Here is a 22,851-nt window from a genome sequence, read left to right as displayed (position 1 = left end):
ACCGATCAAGCTCGAGACAGCTTAAAGCAATTGCTGCAAGAGCAAAATGCAACCGGCATCCGTGTATTTTTTGCCGGAATCAGTTGAGGAAGCCCTAAGTTAGGACTGGCTCTGGATGAGCCGGAATCAGATGATGTAGTAGTGGAATCAAACGGAATCAGAGTAGCAATCGACCCATCGATCGAAATCGAAGCGAAAGAATCAACGCTCGATTTTAACGAACAGGCCAATGGCTTTGTTTTATCAGGAAATGAGAGAGATTGCTGTTAAGGACCTATAGTCGTTGTATTCTCTTTTTGAAGAAGGGAGTGCAGCGGCTTTTTTTATTCCTCGGGACCGAAGGAAAATGGTAACAATAAGTGATAAGATTAGAAAAATGATTGACTCTGTGGTGCACCACACGGTTTAAGATGGTGTGTAAGGAGGACGGGATGTATAAGGTAAGCGAATTTTCCAAAATGACAGGGCTCAGCAAGGAAACACTGCGATACTATGCGGAAATCAAATTGCTCGAGCCAGTATTTATCGACCCGAATAATAAATACCGCTATTATGACAACGGATCCTATCTCCTCGCGCGGTTGTTGGTGCATCTTAGACGGTTTAATTTTACCATCCAGGAAATGTTGACAGTGGTGAACGATGAATCATTTGAAAACCTGGAACAAATATTATTGAAAAAAAGACAGGGTCTCGTTGAGCAAGTACAGCAATTGAATACGTTGATCGAAGAAATGGATGATTTCTTTGAATTTGGATTGGAGGATGCAAAAGATGATTAAATGGTACGAGGAGAGAATCATACCAGTCAATATCGAAACGATCTGGACATTATTCGAGCTGGAAAACATCCAGAGGATAATGCCAAATGTGATTGAGAACAAAGTGATTGAAAGAAAAGAAGGAGTCGTCGGCTCCAAATACCAGCAGAAATATAAAGAAGGCAAGCGCGTCGAAACCTATATCGTCGAAGATCTCGAGTACGAAAACACGCCTGAAAAAAAGCACAATAAAAGTGGCTTTACCCTTGCCAAAGCCTTCGAAATAGAAGTCGAATTCACTTTGATCAAAGTAGGGGAGCAGGAAACCAGGTTCATTTATCAAGGACAAAACACAGGCATCAACTTCCTCGGGAAAGTCCTTCTGAAATTGGGAGGCGAAAAGAACAATAATAAAGTAGTCGCGGATTTTATGGATCTGGTAGAGAAAGAAGCATTGAAAGAAGTGAAGAAATAATCAGAAAGCTGCCATAAACGGAAGCATTTTTGCTTTTGTCAGTGAAGATAAAAATATATCGACCACAATTTTTATTTTATCAGCGGATAATGAAATATATCGACCACATTTCCGAATATATCGACCACATTTCCGAATATATCGACCACATATCGAATTATATCGACCAAGTCGCTAATCCCGCCAAATACAAAAGCCCAGGCACAACTGCCCGGGCTCTCACTTTTACCACATATTCGGTTTCACGACCATGAACCAGAGCATCGACATCAATAAGATGATGTAGGTCCAGATGGTGCGCTTCAGCTTTGCGGCGAGTTCCAGCTTGTTCGCGCCTTCTTCGACAAACTTCCGAAGCGTCGGCGAGAATGCCCTCGCCAGGAAAAATAACGAGGAAAACAGCAGCGCTAGCGTGGCGACAATCCACGGCGTTTTCCATGTCCAAGAACCGAGGACGACTAGCAGCACCCCGGTTCCAACCAGTACATGGCCGGAGTGCATCGACAGGCGGACGACTGACTTCAACGTTGCCAGATAGGCATCCAACTCTTTCCCCACAGCTTCAGGCAGTTTTTTTACGATTGGCATCAAAATGAAAAAAGGTCCAATTGACGCAATCACGCTTGAAACGTGCAAATAAATGATGATTCGGTACACTAAATCCATTTTTTATTCTTCGACAGGGCTGAACTCATGCACCCAGACTCTCATCTGCGGAAGCCACGGCATTCCCGGGTGGTAGGATAAAATCGACTGCTTGTACTCCTCGACCGTTTCAAAGCCTTCACGGCGTGCATCGTCATCTGTCAATTCGCCAAGTGACTGGGAATACACCTTATCCACGACGAATTTCTTTCCTTTCAATACCATCACTTCACCAACATCAGCATATCTGCCGTTGCGGCGTGTTGCCGTTTTTTTTCCTTCAAGCACTTTATTAATGTCGTCTTCCATCGTCACGAGACGCTCGATCTCACAAGTTTTTGGCGGTAAAGCATTGTTCTGTTCTGTCATTAAAAAAGCTCCCTTCCTTATGTTCCTATATAATGTACCATATTTTGAAAAAAGAAACGAAATCGTAGTTGACATTAGAATTGGAATATTTTATTATATCGATAGGCGATACATCAACCGGCGTAATAACGCATGACGATATAAAAAATGGAGGACCAGATCATGAAAAACAACACACCGGAGAAATTCCTGCCGCTGACACATACAACATATTTTATCCTTGTATCACTGATCACACCGCTTCACGGATACGGCATCATGCAGAAGGTTGAAGAGATGAGCAAGGGAGAAGTAAAGCTTGGCCCCGGGACGCTGTATGGCGCATTAAGCAAGCTGGAGAAGCAAGGGGTCATTGAGAAAACGGAAGAATTGGACGAAGAACGAAGAAAATCATATGTCCTGACTGATTTAGGTAAAAAAGTGGTCACACTCGAGCTGCAAAGACTGACTGACCTGGTTGCAGCTACGGAAAATCTAGTGAAAAATATGGAGGAGATTTAGATGGCATCTACAAAAAAGGTTTTTAAAATGTTTCCTGTATGGCAGGACAATAAGGAAGAAGAATGGCTGACCCAGATGGCAAAGGAAGGATGGGGCCTGAAAAAATACCGTATGCTTTACCACTTCGAAAAAATCGAACCAGCCAACCATATCTATAAAATTGATTTTAAAGGAACGAAGAATTCCGACCTGGATGAATATAAGGCAATCTTCAACCATGCTGGCTGGGAGCATGTTACTCAATTCGGTGGCTGGCACTATTTCAGGACAGCTGCAGAAAATGGAGTCGTTCCTGATATCTATTCCGATACAGAGTCCAGAGTACAAAAATATATGGGTCTGTTAAAATATCTAACCATTGCTTATTTCGCATTGGTAGCGATGATCATCATGTATTTTCTTAATCCTGAAATTGCTTTATCCAGTTTTACAAAAGGATTCTTCACCGGGATATCTGGAGTCGCGGCCGTTGCTATTTTGATGGTATTCAATAAAGTAAGGAAACTCAGGTCAGAAGCAGGCAGACTGAGCCAGTAGTGAAAGCTGGAACGCCATTCCTCATGGGATGGTGTTTTTTCATTTTCATAGAGCTGTGTTTTTCTGGGACTTTCGCTTCTTCTTTTACATTCGGAAATATACTAAAATAGACTTTTCTAGTACAATGGAAGTATAGGGACTACATCTGTTTTTTGCCAGTGGATGTCCGATTCTATACCCAATTATCTGTAATTCAAAATGATTAGTTTCGAATCATAAGCCAATGGGTTGCTGATCATGGCGAGGCTTGCCAGCTCACAATGAGGTGTGCAGTATCTGCCGAGAGCAGCAGCTGAGGAGATGAAGTAAGATGTTTAATAAATTGGATACAATCGATGCGCTGAAAAGAAGTGTGTATATGTGGCTGTTGCCGATTATCACAGTGGCGCTGATCATAAACAGCTTCCTGAATAATGAGAGCACTTTTGACACCATCATAAATTCGATGCTCATATTCTGGTTCTCTGTCAGCATAGTCCTGGTCTATTTAAATCGGGCTATCCTTTTCGGTGAATATATGACTCTGTTACTGGTGAGCATTTATCACGTGTTCACTCTGTTCGAAGTCGTCCATAATGATCTTGCTAAAACAGGTGGCTCATTAGGGGATTTCATCGTCTGGATGCCATTGATCATCATGTTTTTCTTTTTAGTGCTTGGGACAAAAAAAGGATTGTATTACTCGATATTTATTTTTCTCATCACCCTTTCAATCGGAGTGATCTACAGTGGTGAGATGTCCTCAGAATCGATTGATTCGCTCACGCAGTTTCATGCAGCGAATATCGTCTATATTCTCATACTCTTTTATGCGCAAAATATGTTCCGTGCTTATACTGAAAGAGATTTCTTTAAAAAGCACGCTTATATCGACTCCTTGACCCGCGTAGCTAACCGGCACCAGATTGATGTCTGGCTAGAAAAAAAGCTTGAGGCTGCGGAAGAGGAAGGAAAACCATTTTCAATCATCTTTTTTGATATCGATCATTTTAAAAAAGTGAACGATGTATATGGCCATAAAATTGGCGACTGCGTCCTGAAGGAGCTGTCTGCCATCGTTTCGGGCAATCTTGCGGAGTGCGACTTGTTCGGCCGCTGGGGCGGAGAGGAATTCATCCTAATTTCCAATTGTACCGATGGACAAGCCTATGAAAAAGCAGAGAAATTCCGCAGGATGATCGAGAACCACTGCTTCAAGGGAGCCGGCAGCCTGACTGCAAGCTTCGGGGTCACTCACTATCAGCCTGGGGACAATATTGATTCCTTGCTGAACCGTGCGGACGAAGGCTTGTATCAATCGAAAAACAGCGGCAGGAATAAAGTCAGCGTGAAAAGAACCGTCCTCGTATTTTGAGGACGGTTCTTTTCTTCCAATAAATTTATGATTAAAGTGTATAGATATTGTGGTAAGATTATTATGGCTAAAACTCTTTTAAAATGTTTATATATGAAATCGCTTTCAATAGATTGATAAAAGGAGCAATGTACCATGAAATATAGGTCTGCTTTTGATATTATTGGCCCGGTGATGATCGGGCCGTCGAGTTCACATACAGCGGGTGCTGCCAGGATTGGCCGCGTAGCCCGCACCCTTTTTGAAAAACAGCCGACTAAGGCAGTCATTTCCCTGTACGGCTCTTTCGCAAAAACATATAAAGGGCACGGCACCGACCTGGCGCTAGTTGCCGGCATCATGGACTTTGATACATTCGATGAGAGGATTCCTGATGCTTTGAAAATTGCTGAGGACGTTGGCCTTGAAGTTGAATTCATTACTGAAGATGCTGTAACTGAGCATCCGAACACGGTAAGAATCAACCTTTACGATGGATTAGGCAAGGAGCTTGAAATCGTTGGGATTTCCATCGGCGGCGGAACGATTGAGATTACCGAGATCAATTCGTTCAAACTAAAGCTTTCCGGCGCAAACCCGGCGATCCTCGTCGTCCATCAGGACCGCTTCGGACTGATTTCAGCGGTAACGACCGTTTTATCAAAATATCAAATTAACATCGGCCACATGGAGGTTTCCCGCAAAGAAAAAGGGGACCTGGCTGTCATGGTCATCGAAATGGACCACAAAATCGACGAGAGCGTGTTTGCCGAATTGAATGCGCTTGAGGGTGTCACTCAGGTCATCAGGCTGGTTGATTAAGGAAATTTCCAGGTTTGATGGGGCAGTATGCTTGGTTATAAAGTAATAGCAAATGCCCGTACTGTACCATAAATATATAGTAATAGCGATTGGTCGCACTTTAGTCATAGTGCATAAGTAAAATTCAGGAGGGCAAGCCATGTTTCGTAATGTTGCGGAGCTTGTTAAGTTAGCGGAACAGAATAAGGTGAAAATCGCCGAAATCATGATTCGGCAGGAGATAGAAGTTTCCGGCCGTTCCAGGGAAGATATTATTGCCCAGATGGATAATAATCTGAAGGTCATGGAACGGGCCGTGGAAAGAGGCTTGAATGGCGTGAAGTCCCAGACCGGTCTTACCGGCGGGGATGCCGTATTGATGCAAAACTATATTGCCAGCGGAAAATCACTGGCAGGCAATCTACTATTGGATGCTGTCAGCAAAGCTGTCGCGACAAATGAAGTGAACGCGGCAATGGGCATCATCTGCGCAACGCCGACTGCGGGATCCGCAGGTGTTGTACCAGGTACGCTTTTTGCGGTAAAAGAAAAACTGAACCCGACACGCATGGAAATGATCGAGTTTCTATTCACGACAGCAGCGTTCGGTTTTGTCGTAGCGAACAATGCATCGATTTCCGGAGCAGCAGGCGGATGCCAGGCAGAAGTCGGATCAGCTGCGGGAATGGCTGCAGCCGCCATCGTTGAAATGGCCGGCGGAACACCTCAGCAGTCTTCCGAAGCCTTTGCAATCACGTTGAAGAATATGCTCGGACTAGTCTGTGACCCTGTTGCAGGGCTGGTTGAAGTTCCGTGTGTAAAAAGAAATGCGATGGGTGCTTCGAACGCGATCACTGCAGCCGACATGGCACTGGCTGGCATAACAAGCCGTATCCCATGCGACGAAGTCATTAGCGCGATGTACGCCATCGGCCAATCGATGCCATCCGCGTTAAGAGAAACAGCAGAAGGCGGCCTCGCAGCTACGCCAACAGGCAAACGTCTTGAAGAAGAAATCTTCGGGAAGCCAAAGGCGAAGCTGGTCGATTATTTGATAAAATAACATTGAAAGTGCCAGACGGGAATCTGGCACTTTTTTTGTGCAAAAAAGAAACCGGACGGCGGGAGGAGCTGTCCGGTTTCTTCAAGGCCAGCTCCTGCGTTGTTAGAGCTGACCAAGGAGCTTGCAATTTTCGTATTAATTCGGCAACCTTAAGTCGTTCTCCTTAATTTTACCGAACTTTTTAAGCATGTAGTAAATCCCATAAGAGATTGCTGCCGGTACAACGATGTAAGTGATCAACATCGCAGGAAGAATGAAGCCCAGGTCATATGATGTTAACAGCTGCAATGGTGCGACGAAAGAACTTAATCCCATACCCGCGATTTCTTTACCGGCTTCGATTTTAAAGACCAGTGCAGATAAAGGTCCGACAATCGCGCTTGCTATCAGGGTAGGTACTAGGATATACGGGTTTTTTGTGATGTTCGGCAATTGGACTTTAGGTGTGCACATACCCTGTGCAAGGATCCCACCAAGCTGGTTTTCTTTCCAAGAGATGATCGAAAATCCGATAAAGTGTGCTGCACACCCTGCAAGCGCTGCTCCACCAGCAATACCGCTCAAGTCAAGCGCCATAGCCAGTGCGACAGAAGAAGCAGGTGAGATGAGGAACAGACCCCATACCATTGCTAAGATGATAGAAGAAAGCAGTGGATTCCCTGCTGTAGAAGCTTTAATAACACCACCGACAGTCGTTAAAATTGGTGCGATAACAGTTGATAGCCAAAGTCCGGCAAAACCTGCTACTAAAATCGTTCCAAGCGGGATCACCATCATATCAAGCGGTGTTTTTCCACTGATTCTCTTGCCTACAAAGGTAGCAATCGTTGCTGTTAATAATGCTCCAATCGGTTCACCGGCTTTAATCAGTACGCCAGCTTCGGTGATGGTCAATGCACCAGCCCCAACTGCAGCAGCGATCATCGCTGAGAAGATGACGAGAGCATTAGCCCCAAGCATTAGAGCAACACCAGCACCAACAGCGGGAGCCATCAGGCTTGTGGCAATAGTACCAATCTGAACCAGAGCGTCAATTCCAAAGTTAGCGCCGATATTCTTAATTAAAAGTCCGATACCTAGTGTTACGAAGATCCCTTGTGCGATTCCTGTAGAAGCTTTAAATATTCTTGGCATTACATAATCTTTCATAAGGATGCGCCTTCTTTCTTAGTAGTAGGATTATGCTTGAACAGTTGCTAAAGCTTTTTCTTGATAGCCGATGCTCGCCATGTAGTTCCGCAGTACAGCATTTGAATTCCTGAATTTCCTTTGTTCCTCTTCTGTTAAGCGAAGCTCGACGACCTCTTTAATTCCTTCTCTTGTGATAATTGCCGGAACCCCAGTGCAAAGTTCTGTTTCACCGTACTCTCCATCTAACACGCAAGAGAGGGCAATGATGCGATGGTCATCGTTGAAAATTGATTTAGTGATGAAGGCAATCGCATTTCCGATGCCATAATAAGTTGTTCCTTTTCTTTTCAGTATTTCAAATCCTACTTTTTTGACATCCTCAACGATTTGGTCTAAATCAATGTCACCAAGCTGTTTTTTTCGCTCATCTAAAATTTGCACAAGAGGCTTGCCGCCGACTGAGACATGAGACCATGCAGCGAACTGGGAATCCCCATGCTCACCCATTGTGTACCCGTAAATGCTGCGCGGATCCACATCGAGAATTTCAGATAAATAGGTTTTCAGTCTTGAAGAATCAAGGGAAGTTCCTGTTCCGATGACGCGATTCCTTGGCAAACCTGACAGCTTCCAAACATGATAAGTGATGATGTCCACAGGATTTGAAGCGATAAGGAAGATGCCATTGAAACCGCTCGCCATGATTTGCGGAATCATATCCTCCATGATTTTCGCACCGATTCCCAATGTGTCCAGACGAGTCTGTCCTGGCTTTGGCGGCGGGCCTGCTGTGATGACCACGATGTCCACATCACCCAAGTCCTGATAAGTACCTGCATGGACTTTCGTTCTTGAATTAGTGAAGTCAATGCAATGGGATAAGTCCAATGATTCACCAATTGCTCTTTCCTTATTTATATCAACCATGATCAGCTCGTCGCAGATTCCCTGGTTTAGGATGGAGTAAGCTGCACTAGATCCAACCAATCCTGTTCCGATAATCGCTACTTTTCTAATATGCTGTTGCATGAGGGTCATCTCCTTGAGGTTAGTTGGTTGATCTTTTTATTGTGAAGTATTTCACATGTTTCATTAAAAAAATAAGATCAACCTTTGAAAAATAATTTTGTTTGTGATTCATTTCACATTATTATTGTAAAACGAATATTATCACCTTGCAACCATTGGAAACGCTATCAATATGTATAAAAATTGACCAAAAAATGAAGGGGATGTGTACGAAAACTAAAAATTACGTTATCTCAAACTAATGATACATTCGAAGCCTAAAAAAACTTACGGAGAATACAAGAGTCGACATGTTTAATAGATAGAGGAAGATATACTTGTTAATAGACAAAATGCAGGAAGAGATTGGAAAGGGGCTGAAGCATGAGAAAATCAGGCAGTTTAATGCTGGCAATCGGTTTAGTGATGACAGTGGGACAGCCTGCTGAAGCGACTGATCTTTTAGATATAAGAGATAAGCGATTGGAACTCAAACAAGAAGTTTTAGAAAAAGAAAGCCAAATTGAAACAATGGGCAAGGACGAAAAGAAATACCTTGAAGAGCTTAAGGCATTGGATGATGAAATGGCTGAGGTTAACGAGAAAATACGTAACCTTCACACCGTCCTTAATTCTTCTGAAAAAACTGTTGCAGAAATGAAAAATGAAATCGCCGATCTAAGCGACAAAATTCTACTTCGAGAACAGCTAATTAGCGAAAGGCTGCGGACCATGCAGACCCAGGACGGTTTGGGCATGTATATGGATTTAATTTTCGACTCAAAAAGCCTGTCACAATTATTCGATACAGCTACTGTCATAAGCACGATCATGAAAGCTGACAAGGATTTGCTGGCGAAACAACAAGTTGATCAGCAAACATTGAAGGACCAAGAAAAAGAGTTGCAGCAAAAAATTGTTTCATTAGAAAGTGCTCACAAGGAAAAGCAGTCGTTAAAAGCCGAGCTGCAAAAAAAGGCAGATGAAAAACAGCAGTTGCTTGACTCAATCCAGAGAAAGAAGCAGGAAAGCGAATCCGCACTTATGGATATGTATGAAATCTATGTCAACCTGGCATCCCAGGAGATTGCGATTTTAAAAGAAAAGCAGACACAAAGAGTGGAGTATATGGATGCAAATCTTGAAGACGTATTTATCATGCCAGCAGCGGGCGAACTGACTTCAGGTTACGGACCTAGATGGGGCCGATTGCATGCCGGGATTGATATTGCCGACGAATCCCCGGATGCCATCGTTGTCGCGGCTGCTTCAGGAACCGTCATCCGCTCCTATTATTCTGCTACATATGGAAATTGCGTTTTAATTACCCACAAGATTAATGGCAAGACATTCACCACCCTTTATGCCCATTTGGAAAAAAGCACAGTCACAACCGGGCAGTCCATCAGCAAAGGCGAGATGCTCGGGTACATGGGCAACACCGGCGACAGCAGGGGCAAGCATCTCCACTTCGAAATCCACGAAGGCGAATGGAATTATGAAAAATCAAACAGCGTGGATCCGCTGTTATATGTAAAAAAATGAGTCAGGTTCCCATCGCGAATCTGGCTTCTTTTCCAGTTGCTCTTTACGTTAACGTCAATGTTATAATTAGTTAACTGATTATTCTGTTAAAAAGAGGTTTTGAAAATGTATTCGATTTCTGATTTGGCCGAGGAGTTTGAGGTTACGACAAGGACCATCCGATATTATGAAGAGCTTGGTTTGTTGAAACCATCCCGTACAGAAGGCGGCCGGCGCACATACTCCAGCAGTGACTTAGCAAGACTGAAGCTTGTTCTTCGGGGTAAGCGATTTGGATTTTCACTCGAGGAAATCAAGGAAATGGTTTTGCTATTCGATGAGGACCGTACTGGAGAAAAGCAGCTAAAGCGGACAATCGAGTACGGGCATGAAAAGCTTACGGAAGTGAATGAAAGAATAGCCGAGCTGGTTGAAATCAAAGAAGAAATTGAAAGGCTGATGACCGAATTTAAAGGGAGGCTAAGTGAATGAATTTTTATCAGGAAGAACCACAGTTTCGAGCTTTGCTGAAGGAATTATTGGATGAGGACTTTTTTGCGTATGCTGATAAGGAGTTACTTGCGTTCGGAGAAAAATGCGCAAACGAAATCGACCAGCGTGCCAGGTTCACCGACCGCGAAGGCCAACCGAAGCTGATCAAATTCGATGCCTATGGCGAGGACATCTCAGAAGTATGGGTGAATGACGGCTACCGCAAAACAGTCGAAGACTCCTACAACACCGGGATTGTCGGCTACGTCCATAAAAAAATCCCGGAGCTTGGCAGGCGCGGGAACTACATCTATTCATATGCCCAGGGATATCTGTTATCCCAAACAGAGCCAGGCTTTTACTGCCCCGTCACACTGACAATGGCGACAGCCTACCTGCTCGACCAATACGCCTCACCAGAGATAAAGGGGAAATTCCTCCCGCATGTTTTATCCACAGGAGATACAACTCTGTACGAAGGAGCGACCTTCCTAACAGAGAGGCAGGGCGGATCCGATGTGGGAGCAAACGAAACAAAGGCAGTCCAGACAAAGGACGGCTACAAACTCTACGGTGAAAAATACTTCGCCTCAAACGCAGGAATGTGCGGAGTCGCCATGGTTTTAGCAAGGAAAGAAGGAGCTCCGTCCGGCACAAAAGGACTGACATTGTTCGCTGTCCCATGGCTCAAAGAAAACGGGAAGCTAAATGGCATCAAGATTCGCAGGCTTAAGGATAAACTGGGAGTCAGGGCAGTCCCATCTGCCGAAGTCGAGTTCGACGAAGCCGAAGCATTCGTCGTCGGCGACCCAGCAAAAGGCTTTTATTACATGATGGAAGCGTTGAATCTTTCACGTGTCTGCAACACAGTCGCATCACTCGGAATCATGCGCCGCGCCTATCGCGAAGCACGAGAGTATGCATTTAAGCGCGACGCCTTCGGCAAGAAGCTAGCCGACTTTCCAATGATCAAAGACTCATTAGTAAAAATGGCGGTCAAACTCGAAGTCGAAACTCGAACCGTCTTCAATTACCTGCCGCTGTTTGAGAAAGTCATGAGGAACGAACCAGGAGTCACGGAAAAAGAAGTCGTCCTTAACAGACTCTACATCGCCCTGCTGAAAAAAGAAACCGCAGAACAAGCCGTGCACTTCGCACATGAAGCGATTGAAATGCATGGCGGGAATGGTTATATTGAAGATTTTGTCACTCCGCGGTTGTTGAGGGATGCACAAGTGCTGACCGTGTGGGAAGGAACAGCGAATATCCTCGGGCTTGAGGTATTGCGATTGATGGAGAAGTTTAATGCAGGAGAGTTGTTTTTGCAGGAGATGAAGCAGCGAGTTTCTGGGATGGAAGGAGAGTTTGCCGAGCAGGTTCATACGGGAATAGAGCAGCTGGAGAAACTGCTGGTGGCTCTGGAGGATGCAACCCAAGATCATAAAACCTTTCACTCAAAGCGTGTGGCTGAATTGATGGTGAAGATTTTTGAGAGTGTGAGTGCGTTGGAGTATGCTCCAGGTGGAGATGAACGGGCTCGGAAGTTGATGGAAGTGTTTATTGAAGAGACATGGAAATCAACCTATAACTTTAATCAAAGTATGAAATCCCTAGTTTATTTTGACCAGATTGTCCACCTTTCAGAAAAAGTGGGATTATCTTAACTTTAAAAGTTTGGGGAATATATTAGGAAATCTCTCATGAATTTTAGGGGGATGTTACAAACGTAATCAATGAAAAATTTTCCGTTGGGCTCTGAAATAACTGTCACTTTTAAGACAGCAAACTTAAAAATCAGTCATTTTTTAAAAATATTTGGCCCAGGATTGGACTTAACATTCAGTGATAAGTAGCTATAAACTAAAACCTTATCCAGGAAATTTGTAATTAATAAGGTCGTATACGAACGGTTATCCTGATAAAAATTTCGGATGGGAAACTACAGATAGTTGAGATATTCAAATATATACAATAAATGCCAATCATAAAACAATTTTAGATGAGACAATTACAATAGTAGTTGTAAATATTTGAAAAGAGCATTTGAAATGATCATTTTAATGAAGTTTATTAGGGGGATGAGGAGAGATCTCATAAGAGTTCTCTCTTTTTAAGTCATTTCAGGTTCTTGAATAGTAGTTCATCGTTCTTAAAAAAGAATATTGTATAAAAATATGTTGATATCTTAAATTAAAACATGTATATTGTTCTATATATAGAACGAGCGTGAGCAGTGCCTTTGAAAATGGAGTGAATATAGATGACTAATGAAATTGGCAGTGAATTTGATTTTAACTTGGATACAGTTATGTCTTGTAAAATCAATGAACTTAAAGGAGTTATATATGATTCAAGGGATTATAGATTAGTTAGTTCAGGAAGATGCGGAATCAAGCAGGTATTATTAAATCTATTAATTCAAAAGCAAGCCGTTCAAGATGAATTTCTCCTTCCTGCTTACCTTTGTCCTAGCATCCTCCAGCCGTTTAAAGAGCTGGGTTTAAATGTAATCTTTTATGAAGTGTTGGAGGATCTCTCGATTGATACCGAAGATTTATTATCGAAAGTAACTGAGAACACAAGGGTAATATACTATATAAACTATTTTGGTATGCTGCAGCCTGACAATGTTTTGAACGTCATTCGAAATTTTAAGGAGAGTGGCATATGTGTACTGGAGGATATTACCCATAATTTTTTCAGCAATAGGCAAGATTTAGGGGACTTCTTAATAGGGAGTTTGAGGAAGTGGGGACCGTTACCCCATGGAGGTATTGTAATTTTAAATTCCGGACAAAAGGATTATCGGACTTGGAATCAACAATCTAATAAAGCATTGAGAATCAGTCAACTTAGAAGTTTTGCTCAGCAGTTGAAATATTTTTATTTAAATGGATTGCGAGAAGAAGAGGTAAAAAACTTATACTTACATCTAATGCAAGCTGCTGACAAAGAGCTATATTCAGAAATAGAAATAGCTCCAATGGATGAGTTTTCATTGGAAATCTTAAAAAGATTGGATTTTAATTTTATTGTTAAAAAGAGACGAGAAAACTATGCCCTTCTATTTCAGGAACTGAAGGATATTGAAGATATTAAAATAGTTTTAGGAGACATAGAGAACAGAATAACACCGCTTGGCTTTCATATATTGTTAGATCATAAGAACGGTTTAAGGGAGCATCTTATAAAAAAACAGATATATGCTTCTGTTCACTGGGTACTTCCCGAAGAAATTCAAAATAACTTCACAAGGTCAGCCGGAATTTCACAAAATATGCTGACAATTCCTTGCGATCAGAGATATGGGAGAAAGGATATTATATTCATTGCTGAAACAGTTAAAGAATATTTTCTTTTAGCTAATAAATACAATTCATTGCAACAGACAGGCGGTAGATCATGAAAAAAAAAATAAAAAGGGCAATGGACATAACAATTTCGTTAATAGTCGGGTTGTTGTCTTTACCATTAATTTTGTTAATTGCAATAATAATTTTTTTTACAATGGGAAAACCGGTTTTTTTTAGACAGGAGCGACCTGGAATGAATGGTAAGCCATTTAAAATGTTCAAGTTTAGAACTATGACAAATGCGAAAACAGATAACGGAGAGCTTTTGCCTGACATCGAGCGATTGACAAAGCTTGGATTGTTCCTGAGGTCCACTAGTCTTGATGAATTACCGGAACTTCTTAATGTTTTAAGAGGCGAGATGAGCTTAGTTGGTCCAAGACCTTTGGCGATGGAATATCTAGAAAGATACAACCCGGAACAGGCAAGAAGACATGAAGTAAAGCCCGGTATAACTGGCTGGGCTCAAGTTAACGGAAGAAATCTGATTTCCTGGAATGAACGCTTCAAACTTGATATTTGGTATGTTGATAATTGGAATGTTGGCGTTGATTTGAAAATTATTATACTAACTATAAAAATGGTGATATTTCGTCGGGGGGTAGTTCCAGAAGGTAGATCGGCAATGCAAGATTTTATAGGTACCGAGTCACACGGGAGTAATAAAAATTTGTCAGGTTAAATTTTTCACAAGGAGGCAAGGGGAATGGCAAACCTAATACTTTCAAAAGTTATATTACGGCCAATAGAAAAAGAAGATAGGAATCAATTACATAAATTCCGAAACGATCATGAGGTTACAAGTTTATTGGGAGGTTTTACTGCGGGATTTTCCCTAGAGGCAATTGAGAAGAAAATTGAGCAGTGGGAGCAGCAACAAAACTCAATAATATGGGCAGTTGCTTCTATAGAAACGAATATATGTATTGGACATATTGGTTTGTATGATATAGATCATATATCTCGTAAAGCGGAAGTCGGAATGCTTATAGGTGAAAAAAGTTTTTGGGGTCAGGGAATTGGGTTTGGGATAACGGACGCAGTAGTTGACTATGCTTTTAATCAACTCAATTTGCACAGTATCCAGGCCAAGGTTCTGGAAAATAATTTACCCAGTTTAAGAGTTTTCGAGAAACTGGGCTTTCGAAAGGATGGATTAATTAGAGATTTTCAGTATCGAGAAGGAAAATATATTAATGGTATATTATTAAGCATTTTAATAAATGAATGGATGTTAGAAAAAAACAGTGTAAAAAGCTCATCAAATAAATAACACCATATATTCACTACATGAACTGAGGTGCAGATTTATATGTCCCATTTCTTTTTACTGGACTCTTCCCGCCCGGAAGAATGGCATTTTTACTTAAATAAAATTGAAGAAACAGATATTTATTATACAGCAGAATATTGCAAGCTATGTGAACAGAACGGTGAAGGAAAAGCTAAACTTTTTGTTTACCAAGAAGATGATAAACTCATTTGTTATCCATTCCTCATGAAGAACCTTGACCAATTAAAATTGCCTGCCAACTCTAAAATAGGCAAAGATATATTTGATATTTCTACTCCTTATGGTTACGGTGGTCCACTAACAAATGAAAAGGACCCAATAAAAAGAAAGGAATTATTCGGAAGGTTTTCCAAGATATTTGGAATATTTTGTCGTGAAAATGCCATTGTAACAGAATTTGTGAGATTTCATCCAATTGCTGAAAATAATCTTTATTACGATTTAGTCAACCCAGAGAATATTCGAAGCACCATAAGTATAGAACTATCCGATAATGAAGAAGAGATACTATCCAGCTTTACCAATAAGTGCAGAAATAGAGTAAGACATGCCCTGAAACATGATTTAAAAGTCGAGCGTGAAGACCATGAAAATATAAAAGTTTTTATGGATCAGTACTATGCAACAATGGAGAAAAACAATGCTAATTCCTATTATTTCTTTTCAGAAGATTATTTTAGGGACTCACTTAAGTTGCTTAACAACCATATAGACTTCTTCTCAGTTAAGTATAAAGATAAGGTCATAGCTTCTACTTTTTTTCTTCATTATAACGGCTATGTCTCTTATCATTTAACTGGCTCGGACAAAGAATATTTAAAATTTGCACCTTACAATCTGTTGATTTACTATGCTGCGTGCTGGTATGGCAAACAGGGTTATAAGCATCTTCATCTAGGAGGAGGATATTTTGGTAATGAAGATGAGTTATTCCGTTTTAAAAAAACATTTTCCAAGAAGGACCCGTTGAACTTTTTTATTGGAAAAAAAGTACACTGTTGTGAGCTTTATCAATTACTCACCAAGAATATTGAAACAGAGGCGAATTATTTTCCTCTTTATCGGGACCCAAATGTGAAATTTAAAGTTGGTATCGAGTAAGGAAAAGGTACTGATTATTTAGAGATAAATAATCGGTTCCTTTTAAAAAACCTAAATGACAATATAAAGGAATTTTTATTTATTATTATGGCGGTGTAGCCAAGCGGCAAGGCGTGGGTCCCGCAAGACCCTTATCCCTGGTTCAAATCCAGGCACCGCCTTATAACGGTTTCTAGTAATAGCTTCCGTGTAACAAGGTAACAATATTTTCTCAATGACGTATTTATTGAAACCATTTGATAGTTGGCTATCAGTGTTTTTTTATTTCGTCAATTGTTCAAAATAGCAAATTTACTAATAAATTGTTGGTTATGAGGTGGAGACTTTGAAAGATATTGGTGCAAGGATTAAAGAGTTGCGTCTTAATAGAAAGCTAACTTTAGAACAATTAGGAAATGAAATTGATTTTAATTACAGCAATCTCTCTAAAATTGAACGAGGAGTTCGAAAGCCTAATATAAGCTTATTACTAAAAATCTCCGGTTACTTTAACAAAGATATAGCATATTTTTTTAATGAAAAAACTAGTTGGGCAGAGGATGATTGGTTAAAACTTTCAACAGAAATGAAAAATATTGATGTTAGTGTAGAGGAGCTAAAAGTATTAGCGGATACTGTAGCAAAAATTAAGAATAAATGTTCGTCTAATTAATAAGATTGAGATCCGTAATAAAAAAATAAATACTATTGACTTGTTCTTAATAAAGAACTATGATAAAAATATCCTTTAGATTTGTCAAAATGAACAAAACATTTGTAAATGTTTTGTAATTATTTTGTTCTGTATAAAGAAAATTCTAAAATTATTAGAAGGTGACATTATGAACGGAAAAATGGTTAATAGGCAAAAAGAGCTAGACATAAAAAGCATGTACAGAGTAATTAAGAAGCGTATTTGGATTCTTGCAACCATTTCTTTCCTAGCAGCAATTTGTGGAATTTTTTATGCGAAATATTTTAATCCCCCACTTTATCAGTCATCAACAAGAATTATCTTAAAGGCAGATGCCCAAACAATGTCCACTCTTAAAGTAATTATAAAAGAGCCTGTCATACTTGAGAAAGTCATTGATCAATTGAACATAAACAAATCACCGGAAACCCTAAGAGGACAAATATCTGTAAATAATGTAGAAGGTTCCCAAGTAGTAACTATTAGTGTAGTAGATCATGACTCACAGTTGGCAGCCTTAATAGCTAATAGTACTGTCAAGGTCTACAAAAAAGAAATAATAAATCTTTTTAACATTGGAGATGTGACCACAATTTTATCAGAAGCAAAGGAAAATCCTTGGCCTATTAATCAAAATTCCACAAAAATAATAGTAATTTCATTATTTATCGGAATTATCATGAGTATCGGATTAATATTATTATTAGATTCACTGGATGATACATTAAAGGAAGAGCGGGATGTAGAAAATTTGCTTGGTTTACCAGTATTAGGAACAGTATCTAGAATAACAAAAAGAAATACAATATTAAAAAATAAAACTAAGCAAAAGAGTATACCTTTAAGGGGTGAGTCAATTGGTTCGTAAGTTTAATGGGCAAATTTCCACAAGAAGTTTTAATAGACTAATTACTTATAAATACCCTGAATCATTAATATCAGAACAGTTTAGAACTATTAGAGCAAATATAAAGTTTTTAGAGATTGATAAAAGAAAAGAAAAAACATTTCTAATTACCTCACAGGGAATTGGAGAAGGCAAAACAACAATTGCAGTAAATCTGGCTATTTCAGTTGCGCTACAAAAACGAAGGGTTTTATTAATTGATGCAAATTTTAAAAACCCAGCTTTACACTTATACTTTAGACTAGAGAACTTAATTGGACTTACAGATATCTTGTCTGGCAAGTCTTTGTTAAATGAAGCTGTCTTTCAAACAGAGATTGGCAGATTAGAAGTCCTAACTAGTGGACAATTGAATGTCTTTTCTTCAGAGTTAATAGAAGGGAGTTCAATGATGGATCTCATTGAAGCTTCATTAAAAGAATATGATTATATCTTTATAGACTCCCCGCCAATTCTCGAGTCGTCATATGCTAAGATCTTAGCCAATAAATGTGATGGGGTATTAATGGTTGTGAAATATGGCAAAACGGATACTGAAAGTTCATTGGAAGCAAAACGGATATTAGAGAAGGCAAAAGCTAATATTTTAGGAGTAATTATAAATAAATAATTAATGATTTTAATTTGTATCCACGTTCTTTATTTAGAACGAATTTGTTTTTTATAGAGTTATATTGCCGAATTAGTAAGAATTTATTCCGGAAATGTCTCCTTTCCCGTTATCGATGGAGGCACTCGGTCATGCTGTGGGTTGAGAAATACCTTAGACGCAAGTCGTCAAGAGTGTGATGTGAGGATGGGTTAAATGCCCAGTTTTTAAGTTTTTTACTATGTGGTTTTTTATTAAGGCCATATAGTTAAAAACTTAAGAAAGGTCAGGGTTTTAATCAATGTTAGAGAATTGAGAGGAAATTAAGGCCAGTAGTTAAAATAATAAAAGGAGTAAACCAGATGACCTATAAGCAAAGGGTTTCATTTTTTATTTTTATTGATTCAGTTATTGTGTTAACAACTGTATTTTTTAGTAGGTTTTTGGTTAGTGCAGATTTTAATGTTATTACTTTTCCCGTGGTTTTGAGTGCTATCTTATTGTTGGTTAGTCACCACCTATTAGCATTCAAATACAAACTTTATAAAAAAGCGTGGGAATATGCAGGTATACGAGAACTGATAATTATTTTTAAATCATCCACCTTTTCAGTTTTATTAGTATCATTCGTCCAACAACTAATTCTTCAAGAGTCGTTTTTACGCTTACTTCTTGTAACTTGGCTAATCCATATTTTTTTGATTGGTGGATCCCGTTTTTGCTGGCGGCTTTATAAAAATTCATTTGATTATAAAATTGAGAGTAAAAAAAGAACCCTAGTTATTGGAGCAGGAGCGGCAGGAACAATGGTTGTTAGACAGCTTTTAGACAATATTAATTCTGAGTTAATTCCCGTTGCATTTATAGATGATAATGTGAAAAAGCAAAAGCTTCATATTTTAGGAGTACCTGTAGTAGGAGGAACAGCTTCACTTGAAAAAAACGTTAGAGAAATGAATATTGATAATATAATAATTGCTATTCCTTCCTTAAATAAAAAACAATTAAATAAGATTTTTAGGGAGTGCGCCAAAACCAATGCAAAAACACAAATTCTTCCTATGCTGGAGGATTTGATAACAGGAAGGGTATCCGTAAACCAGTTTCGTGATGTTTCGGTAGAAGATCTGCTGGGGAGAGAGCCTGTTCCTTTGAATATCGAGGGCATTTCAGAGACTATTTATAACAAAGTCGTACTAGTTACTGGAGCTGGCGGCTCTATCGGTTCGGAAATTTGTAGGCAAATCGCTAAGTTTAATCCTATAAAAATAATTTTACTAGGGCATGGAGAAAATAGCATTTATTCCATTGAAATGGAGCTTAAAGAAAAGTACGTGAACTCTGGTATAGAAATTATAACCGAAATTGGTGATTTGCAAGACTTCGAGAAAATGTTGTCAGTAATGAGCACCTATCAACCAAATGTTGTATATCATGCCGCTGCACATAAACACGTCCCTCTTATGGAACGAAATCCAGAGGAGGCCATAAAAAACAATATTATCGGTACCCTTAATGTTGCAAATGCAGCAAGCATAAATATGGTAGATTCTTTTGTAATGATATCAACAGATAAGGCAGTAAATCCCACAAGTATAATGGGTGCTTCCAAAAGACTCGCTGAAATGTTAATACAAGATTTAGATAAAAGAAGTAATACAAAATTTGTTGCAGTTAGATTTGGCAACGTATTAGGCAGTCGCGGCAGTGTTATTCCGCTTTTTAAAAGGCAAATTCAAAAAGGTGGTCCTGTTACTGTCACTCATCCGGATATGGTCCGCTACTTTATGACAATACCAGAAGCATCAAGGTTAGTAATTCAAGCTGGTGCACTTGCTAAAGGTGGAGAAATATTTGTTTTAGATATGGGAGATCCAGTAAAAATTGTAGACATTGCAAAAAATCTTATTAGATTATCTGGATACTCAGTGGAGGAAATTGGAATTGAATTTACGGGAATTCGTCCAGGTGAAAAATTGTTTGAGGAGTTATTAAAGGAAGATGAGGTTTATGAACAGCAGGTATATCCTAAAATTTATGTAGGAAAAACTTCTTCTCTTTTTATCGAAGAGGTGGAAGAAATCATTTCAACATACAGTACTCTTGACAAGGAAACATTAAAGGAAAGATTATTGGAAGTTGCTAATAAAGAGGTAAGACAGGATAAGTTAATGTCTATTTCTGTCTAGCCCAATGCATGTTGATCTTCCTATTTACTAACAATGTCAAGGGAATAAATAAAAAAGCATGGGTGGAATAATGTATAATAAAAAAATTTGTGTTGTTACAACAAAATCAATAACGCTAAAGGGATTTTTAATAAAACAACTGGAGTTCTTACACCAAAACGGTTATGAAGTTACTGTAGTATGCGATAAAGATGATGATTTTTATAATCAATTACCAAAGTCTTTACAGTATAAGCCTGTAAAAATGAAGCGAGGAATTGATGGGTTAGGGATGTTAAAAAGTATTTGGCTTTTGTATCGTTTATTTAAATCTGAACAATATGATATAGTGCAATATTCCACCCCAAATGCTGCTTTTTATTCATCTATCGCTTCTTGGTTGGCAAAAGTTCCAGTAAGGTTATATTGTCAGTGGGGTATTCTTTATGTTGGATACTATGGCATAAAAAGAAAATTGTTCAAAGGGATGGAAAAGATCATTTGTAATCTTTCAACAGATATAGAGCCGGACAGCCAGGGGAACTTAGATTTTAGCAGAGCTGAGGGCCTATACCCAGCATTTAAAAGCAGGGTTGTTTGGAATGGTAGTGCGAATGGAGTGGATTTAGATAAATTTAATATTAATAAGAAGGCGGAATGGCGATCAAAAATAAGAGGTAAATATAATATTAAGGAAGATCAATGTGTATTTGGATTTATTGGGAGGATTAATAGGGACAAAGGTATAAATGAATTGCTCACGGCCTTCAAGAAACTACATACAATTTATTCTCCACAAGTAAAATTGTTAATTGCAGGTCCAGAGGAAGCAGACAAAGGGATTGAACAGGATATTTTTAAATGGTCTAAAGAATGTGAATCAGTCATATACTGTGGTTTTATTGATGATGTTGAAAAATATTATGCAGCCATGGATATTTTTGTTTTACCTAGCTACCGAGAAGGCTTTGGCAGTGTTGTAATTGAGGCTGAGGCAATGGAAGTGCCTGTTATTGTTACAGACATTCCAGGTCCAACAAATGCAATGTTAAATGGAGTTACGGGAATTGTAGTTCCAAAAGGAGATATAGAAAGTCTATTCTTATCAATGGAAACTTTGTTAAATGATGCTCAATTATGTAATGTAATGGGAAAAAATGCTATAAACTTTTCACGCACTAAATATGATCAGAAGAAGCTATGGAGGCATGTTTTATCCGATAGAAATAAACTATTGATGAAATCAAAATTAATACCCACTGGAGTGGATAAGGGAAATGTACAAGGATAGGCCTAAAGTATCGGTAATCATGGGAATATATAACTGTGCAAAAACATTGCCTGAAAGTATTGAATCTATTATTGATCAGACATTTAAGGATTGGGAATTTATTATATGTGACGATGCCTCCACAGATAATTCTTATGAAATAGCATCTATGTATTCTGCTGTTTATCCTAACAAGATAAAAGTAATTAGAAATGATACCAATTTAAAACTTGCAGGAACATTAAATAAATGTCTCGAGATTGCATCAGGAGAATTTATTGCAAGACAAGACGGAGACGATATTTCTAATTTAAATAGGCTGGAAAAGCAAGTGGAATTTCTAGATGCTCATAATGATTATATGTTAGTAGGTACTGGTATGATACCTTTTGATGAAAATGGGGAATCTGGTGTTCGGATCGGTAAATTAATTCCACAAAAAGAAGATGTCCCATTAAATATAACTTTTATGCACGCTACAATTATGATGAGAAAAGAAGGATATGATGCTCTAAAAGGTTATCAAGTAATTAAACAGACCAGAAGAGCAGAAGATTATGATTTATGGATTAGATTTTTTGCAGCTGGATACAAAGGGTATAATTTACAGGAAGCGCTATACAGTGTTAGAGAAGACCGCTCAGCCTATTCTAGAAAAGAGCTCAAATATTACATTGATGTTGCATATCTAGTTTTTCAGGCTTGTAAACAGTTAAAACTTCCTATTAGATATTATTTATATGTCTTAAAACCATTAATATCTGGATTAACCCCAAAATTCATACTACAAAGATACCATAAGTATCTGGCTTTAAAGCAATATAAAAGGCTGAATATCAATTAGATATAGAAAAAT

Annotated in this window: 25 protein-coding genes and 1 tRNA gene; 22 read left to right on the top strand and 4 right to left on the bottom strand. The window is 39.1% G+C overall.

The window, feature by feature from the left end:
- Window positions 1–141 precede the first annotated feature (141 nt).
- From ACXAEA_RS20205 to ACXAEA_RS20195, 3 genes are all read left to right on the top strand, one after another.
- Complete coding sequence (locus ACXAEA_RS20205) at window positions 142–270, top strand: hypothetical protein (RefSeq protein WP_475097635.1); 129 nt, start codon at window positions 142–144, stop codon at window positions 268–270.
- A 161-nt stretch (window positions 271–431) separates the two neighbouring features.
- On the top strand, window positions 432–782 hold the full coding sequence (locus tag ACXAEA_RS20200; RefSeq protein WP_475097634.1) for a MerR family transcriptional regulator: 351 nt from the start codon (window positions 432–434) through the stop codon (window positions 780–782).
- On the top strand, window positions 775–1,236 hold the full coding sequence (locus tag ACXAEA_RS20195) for an SRPBCC family protein (protein ID WP_475097633.1): 462 nt from the start codon (window positions 775–777) through the stop codon (window positions 1,234–1,236). Before ACXAEA_RS20200 ends, ACXAEA_RS20195 begins: the two co-directional genes overlap by 8 nt.
- Window positions 1,237–1,461: 225 nt before the next feature.
- Here ACXAEA_RS20195 and ACXAEA_RS20190 read toward each other — a convergent pair whose 3' ends face one another.
- Together ACXAEA_RS20190 and ACXAEA_RS20185 are read right to left on the bottom strand one after the other, a co-directional pair.
- Window positions 1,462–1,902 (bottom strand): hypothetical protein, encoded by a 441-nt coding sequence (locus ACXAEA_RS20190; protein WP_475097632.1) that lies wholly within the window; start codon window positions 1,900–1,902, stop codon window positions 1,462–1,464.
- A gap of 3 nt (window positions 1,903–1,905) precedes the next feature.
- Window positions 1,906–2,250: an ASCH domain-containing protein gene (locus tag ACXAEA_RS20185; RefSeq protein WP_475097631.1), complete on the bottom strand. Its 345-nt coding sequence runs from the start codon at window positions 2,248–2,250 to the stop codon at window positions 1,906–1,908.
- Window positions 2,251–2,412: 162 nt separating this feature from the next.
- On the opposite strand from ACXAEA_RS20185, the gene ACXAEA_RS20180 reads away from it, so the two are divergent.
- The 5 genes from ACXAEA_RS20180 to sdaAA all read left to right on the top strand — a co-directional run bounded on the left by ACXAEA_RS20180 (window position 2,413) and on the right by sdaAA (window position 6,485).
- Window positions 2,413–2,751 (top strand): PadR family transcriptional regulator, encoded by a 339-nt coding sequence (locus ACXAEA_RS20180; RefSeq protein ID WP_475097630.1) that lies wholly within the window; start codon window positions 2,413–2,415, stop codon window positions 2,749–2,751.
- Window positions 2,752–3,288: a DUF2812 domain-containing protein gene (locus tag ACXAEA_RS20175; protein ID WP_475097629.1), complete on the top strand. Its 537-nt coding sequence runs from the start codon at window positions 2,752–2,754 to the stop codon at window positions 3,286–3,288.
- A 310-nt stretch (window positions 3,289–3,598) separates the two neighbouring features.
- Complete coding sequence (locus tag ACXAEA_RS20170; RefSeq protein WP_475097628.1) at window positions 3,599–4,642, top strand: GGDEF domain-containing protein; 1,044 nt, start codon at window positions 3,599–3,601, stop codon at window positions 4,640–4,642.
- 135 nt (window positions 4,643–4,777) lie between these two features.
- On the top strand, window positions 4,778–5,443 hold the full coding sequence (gene sdaAB / locus ACXAEA_RS20165; protein WP_475097627.1) for an L-serine ammonia-lyase, iron-sulfur-dependent subunit beta: 666 nt from the start codon (window positions 4,778–4,780) through the stop codon (window positions 5,441–5,443).
- A gap of 139 nt (window positions 5,444–5,582) precedes the next feature.
- A complete protein-coding gene (sdaAA, locus tag ACXAEA_RS20160; RefSeq protein ID WP_475097626.1) occupies window positions 5,583–6,485 on the top strand; it encodes an L-serine ammonia-lyase, iron-sulfur-dependent, subunit alpha in 903 nt (300 codons plus the stop codon).
- A 135-nt stretch (window positions 6,486–6,620) separates the two neighbouring features.
- Here the strand turns inward: sdaAA and ACXAEA_RS20155 are convergent, their stop codons facing one another.
- Window positions 6,621–7,634, bottom strand: a complete 1,014-nt coding sequence (locus tag ACXAEA_RS20155) for a PTS sugar transporter subunit IIC (protein WP_475097625.1) — start codon at window positions 7,632–7,634, stop codon at window positions 6,621–6,623.
- A gap of 30 nt (window positions 7,635–7,664) precedes the next feature.
- A complete protein-coding gene (locus ACXAEA_RS20150; protein WP_475097624.1) occupies window positions 7,665–8,645 on the bottom strand; it encodes an L-lactate dehydrogenase in 981 nt (326 codons plus the stop codon).
- A 363-nt stretch (window positions 8,646–9,008) separates the two neighbouring features.
- Between ACXAEA_RS20150 and ACXAEA_RS20145 the strand changes: the two genes are divergently transcribed.
- The 14 genes from ACXAEA_RS20145 to ACXAEA_RS20080 all read left to right on the top strand — a co-directional run bounded on the left by ACXAEA_RS20145 (window position 9,009) and on the right by ACXAEA_RS20080 (window position 22,839).
- Window positions 9,009–10,169, top strand: coding sequence for a murein hydrolase activator EnvC family protein (locus ACXAEA_RS20145; RefSeq protein WP_475097623.1), 1,161 nt, complete (start codon window positions 9,009–9,011; stop codon window positions 10,167–10,169).
- Window positions 10,170–10,268: 99 nt separating this feature from the next.
- Window positions 10,269–10,640: a MerR family transcriptional regulator gene (locus tag ACXAEA_RS20140; RefSeq protein ID WP_475097622.1), complete on the top strand. Its 372-nt coding sequence runs from the start codon at window positions 10,269–10,271 to the stop codon at window positions 10,638–10,640.
- A complete protein-coding gene (locus ACXAEA_RS20135; protein ID WP_475097621.1) occupies window positions 10,637–12,304 on the top strand; it encodes an acyl-CoA dehydrogenase family protein in 1,668 nt (555 codons plus the stop codon). Before ACXAEA_RS20140 ends, ACXAEA_RS20135 begins: the two co-directional genes overlap by 4 nt.
- Before the next feature lie 596 nt (window positions 12,305–12,900).
- Complete coding sequence (locus tag ACXAEA_RS20130) at window positions 12,901–14,046, top strand: DegT/DnrJ/EryC1/StrS family aminotransferase (RefSeq protein WP_475097620.1); 1,146 nt, start codon at window positions 12,901–12,903, stop codon at window positions 14,044–14,046.
- Window positions 14,047–14,054: 8 nt separating this feature from the next.
- Window positions 14,055–14,675 (top strand): sugar transferase, encoded by a 621-nt coding sequence (locus ACXAEA_RS20125; protein WP_475098179.1) that lies wholly within the window; start codon window positions 14,055–14,057, stop codon window positions 14,673–14,675.
- Window positions 14,676–14,699: 24 nt separating this feature from the next.
- Window positions 14,700–15,266 carry a GNAT family N-acetyltransferase gene (locus tag ACXAEA_RS20120; protein ID WP_475097619.1) on the top strand — a complete coding sequence of 189 codons (567 nt, stop codon included), beginning with the start codon at window positions 14,700–14,702 and terminating at the stop codon, window positions 15,264–15,266.
- 39 nt (window positions 15,267–15,305) lie between these two features.
- Window positions 15,306–16,388, top strand: a complete 1,083-nt coding sequence (locus tag ACXAEA_RS20115; RefSeq protein WP_475097618.1) for a lipid II:glycine glycyltransferase FemX — start codon at window positions 15,306–15,308, stop codon at window positions 16,386–16,388.
- A gap of 89 nt (window positions 16,389–16,477) precedes the next feature.
- A tRNA-Ala gene (locus tag ACXAEA_RS20110) sits at window positions 16,478–16,549 on the top strand.
- Window positions 16,550–16,713: 164 nt separating this feature from the next.
- Window positions 16,714–17,040: a helix-turn-helix domain-containing protein gene (locus tag ACXAEA_RS20105; RefSeq protein ID WP_475097617.1), complete on the top strand. Its 327-nt coding sequence runs from the start codon at window positions 16,714–16,716 to the stop codon at window positions 17,038–17,040.
- Between the two features lie 169 nt (window positions 17,041–17,209).
- Window positions 17,210–17,929, top strand: coding sequence for a YveK family protein (locus ACXAEA_RS20100; RefSeq protein ID WP_475097616.1), 720 nt, complete (start codon window positions 17,210–17,212; stop codon window positions 17,927–17,929).
- A complete protein-coding gene (locus ACXAEA_RS20095) occupies window positions 17,919–18,578 on the top strand; it encodes a CpsD/CapB family tyrosine-protein kinase (RefSeq protein WP_475097615.1) in 660 nt (219 codons plus the stop codon). Before ACXAEA_RS20100 ends, ACXAEA_RS20095 begins: the two co-directional genes overlap by 11 nt.
- 341 nt (window positions 18,579–18,919) lie before the next feature.
- Window positions 18,920–20,746 (top strand): polysaccharide biosynthesis protein, encoded by a 1,827-nt coding sequence (locus ACXAEA_RS20090; protein WP_475097614.1) that lies wholly within the window; start codon window positions 18,920–18,922, stop codon window positions 20,744–20,746.
- Between the two features lie 70 nt (window positions 20,747–20,816).
- Complete coding sequence (locus tag ACXAEA_RS20085; RefSeq protein WP_475097613.1) at window positions 20,817–22,016, top strand: glycosyltransferase family 4 protein; 1,200 nt, start codon at window positions 20,817–20,819, stop codon at window positions 22,014–22,016.
- Window positions 22,003–22,839 carry a glycosyltransferase family 2 protein gene (locus ACXAEA_RS20080; protein WP_475097612.1) on the top strand — a complete coding sequence of 279 codons (837 nt, stop codon included), beginning with the start codon at window positions 22,003–22,005 and terminating at the stop codon, window positions 22,837–22,839. The genes ACXAEA_RS20085 and ACXAEA_RS20080 overlap by 14 nt, the downstream gene beginning before the upstream one ends.
- The last annotated feature ends 12 nt before the right edge of the window (window positions 22,840–22,851 follow it).

This window comes from Mesobacillus sp. ABV4_180 (genome assembly GCF_056158485.1).
This window is presented reverse-complemented; position numbering and strand designations above follow the sequence as displayed.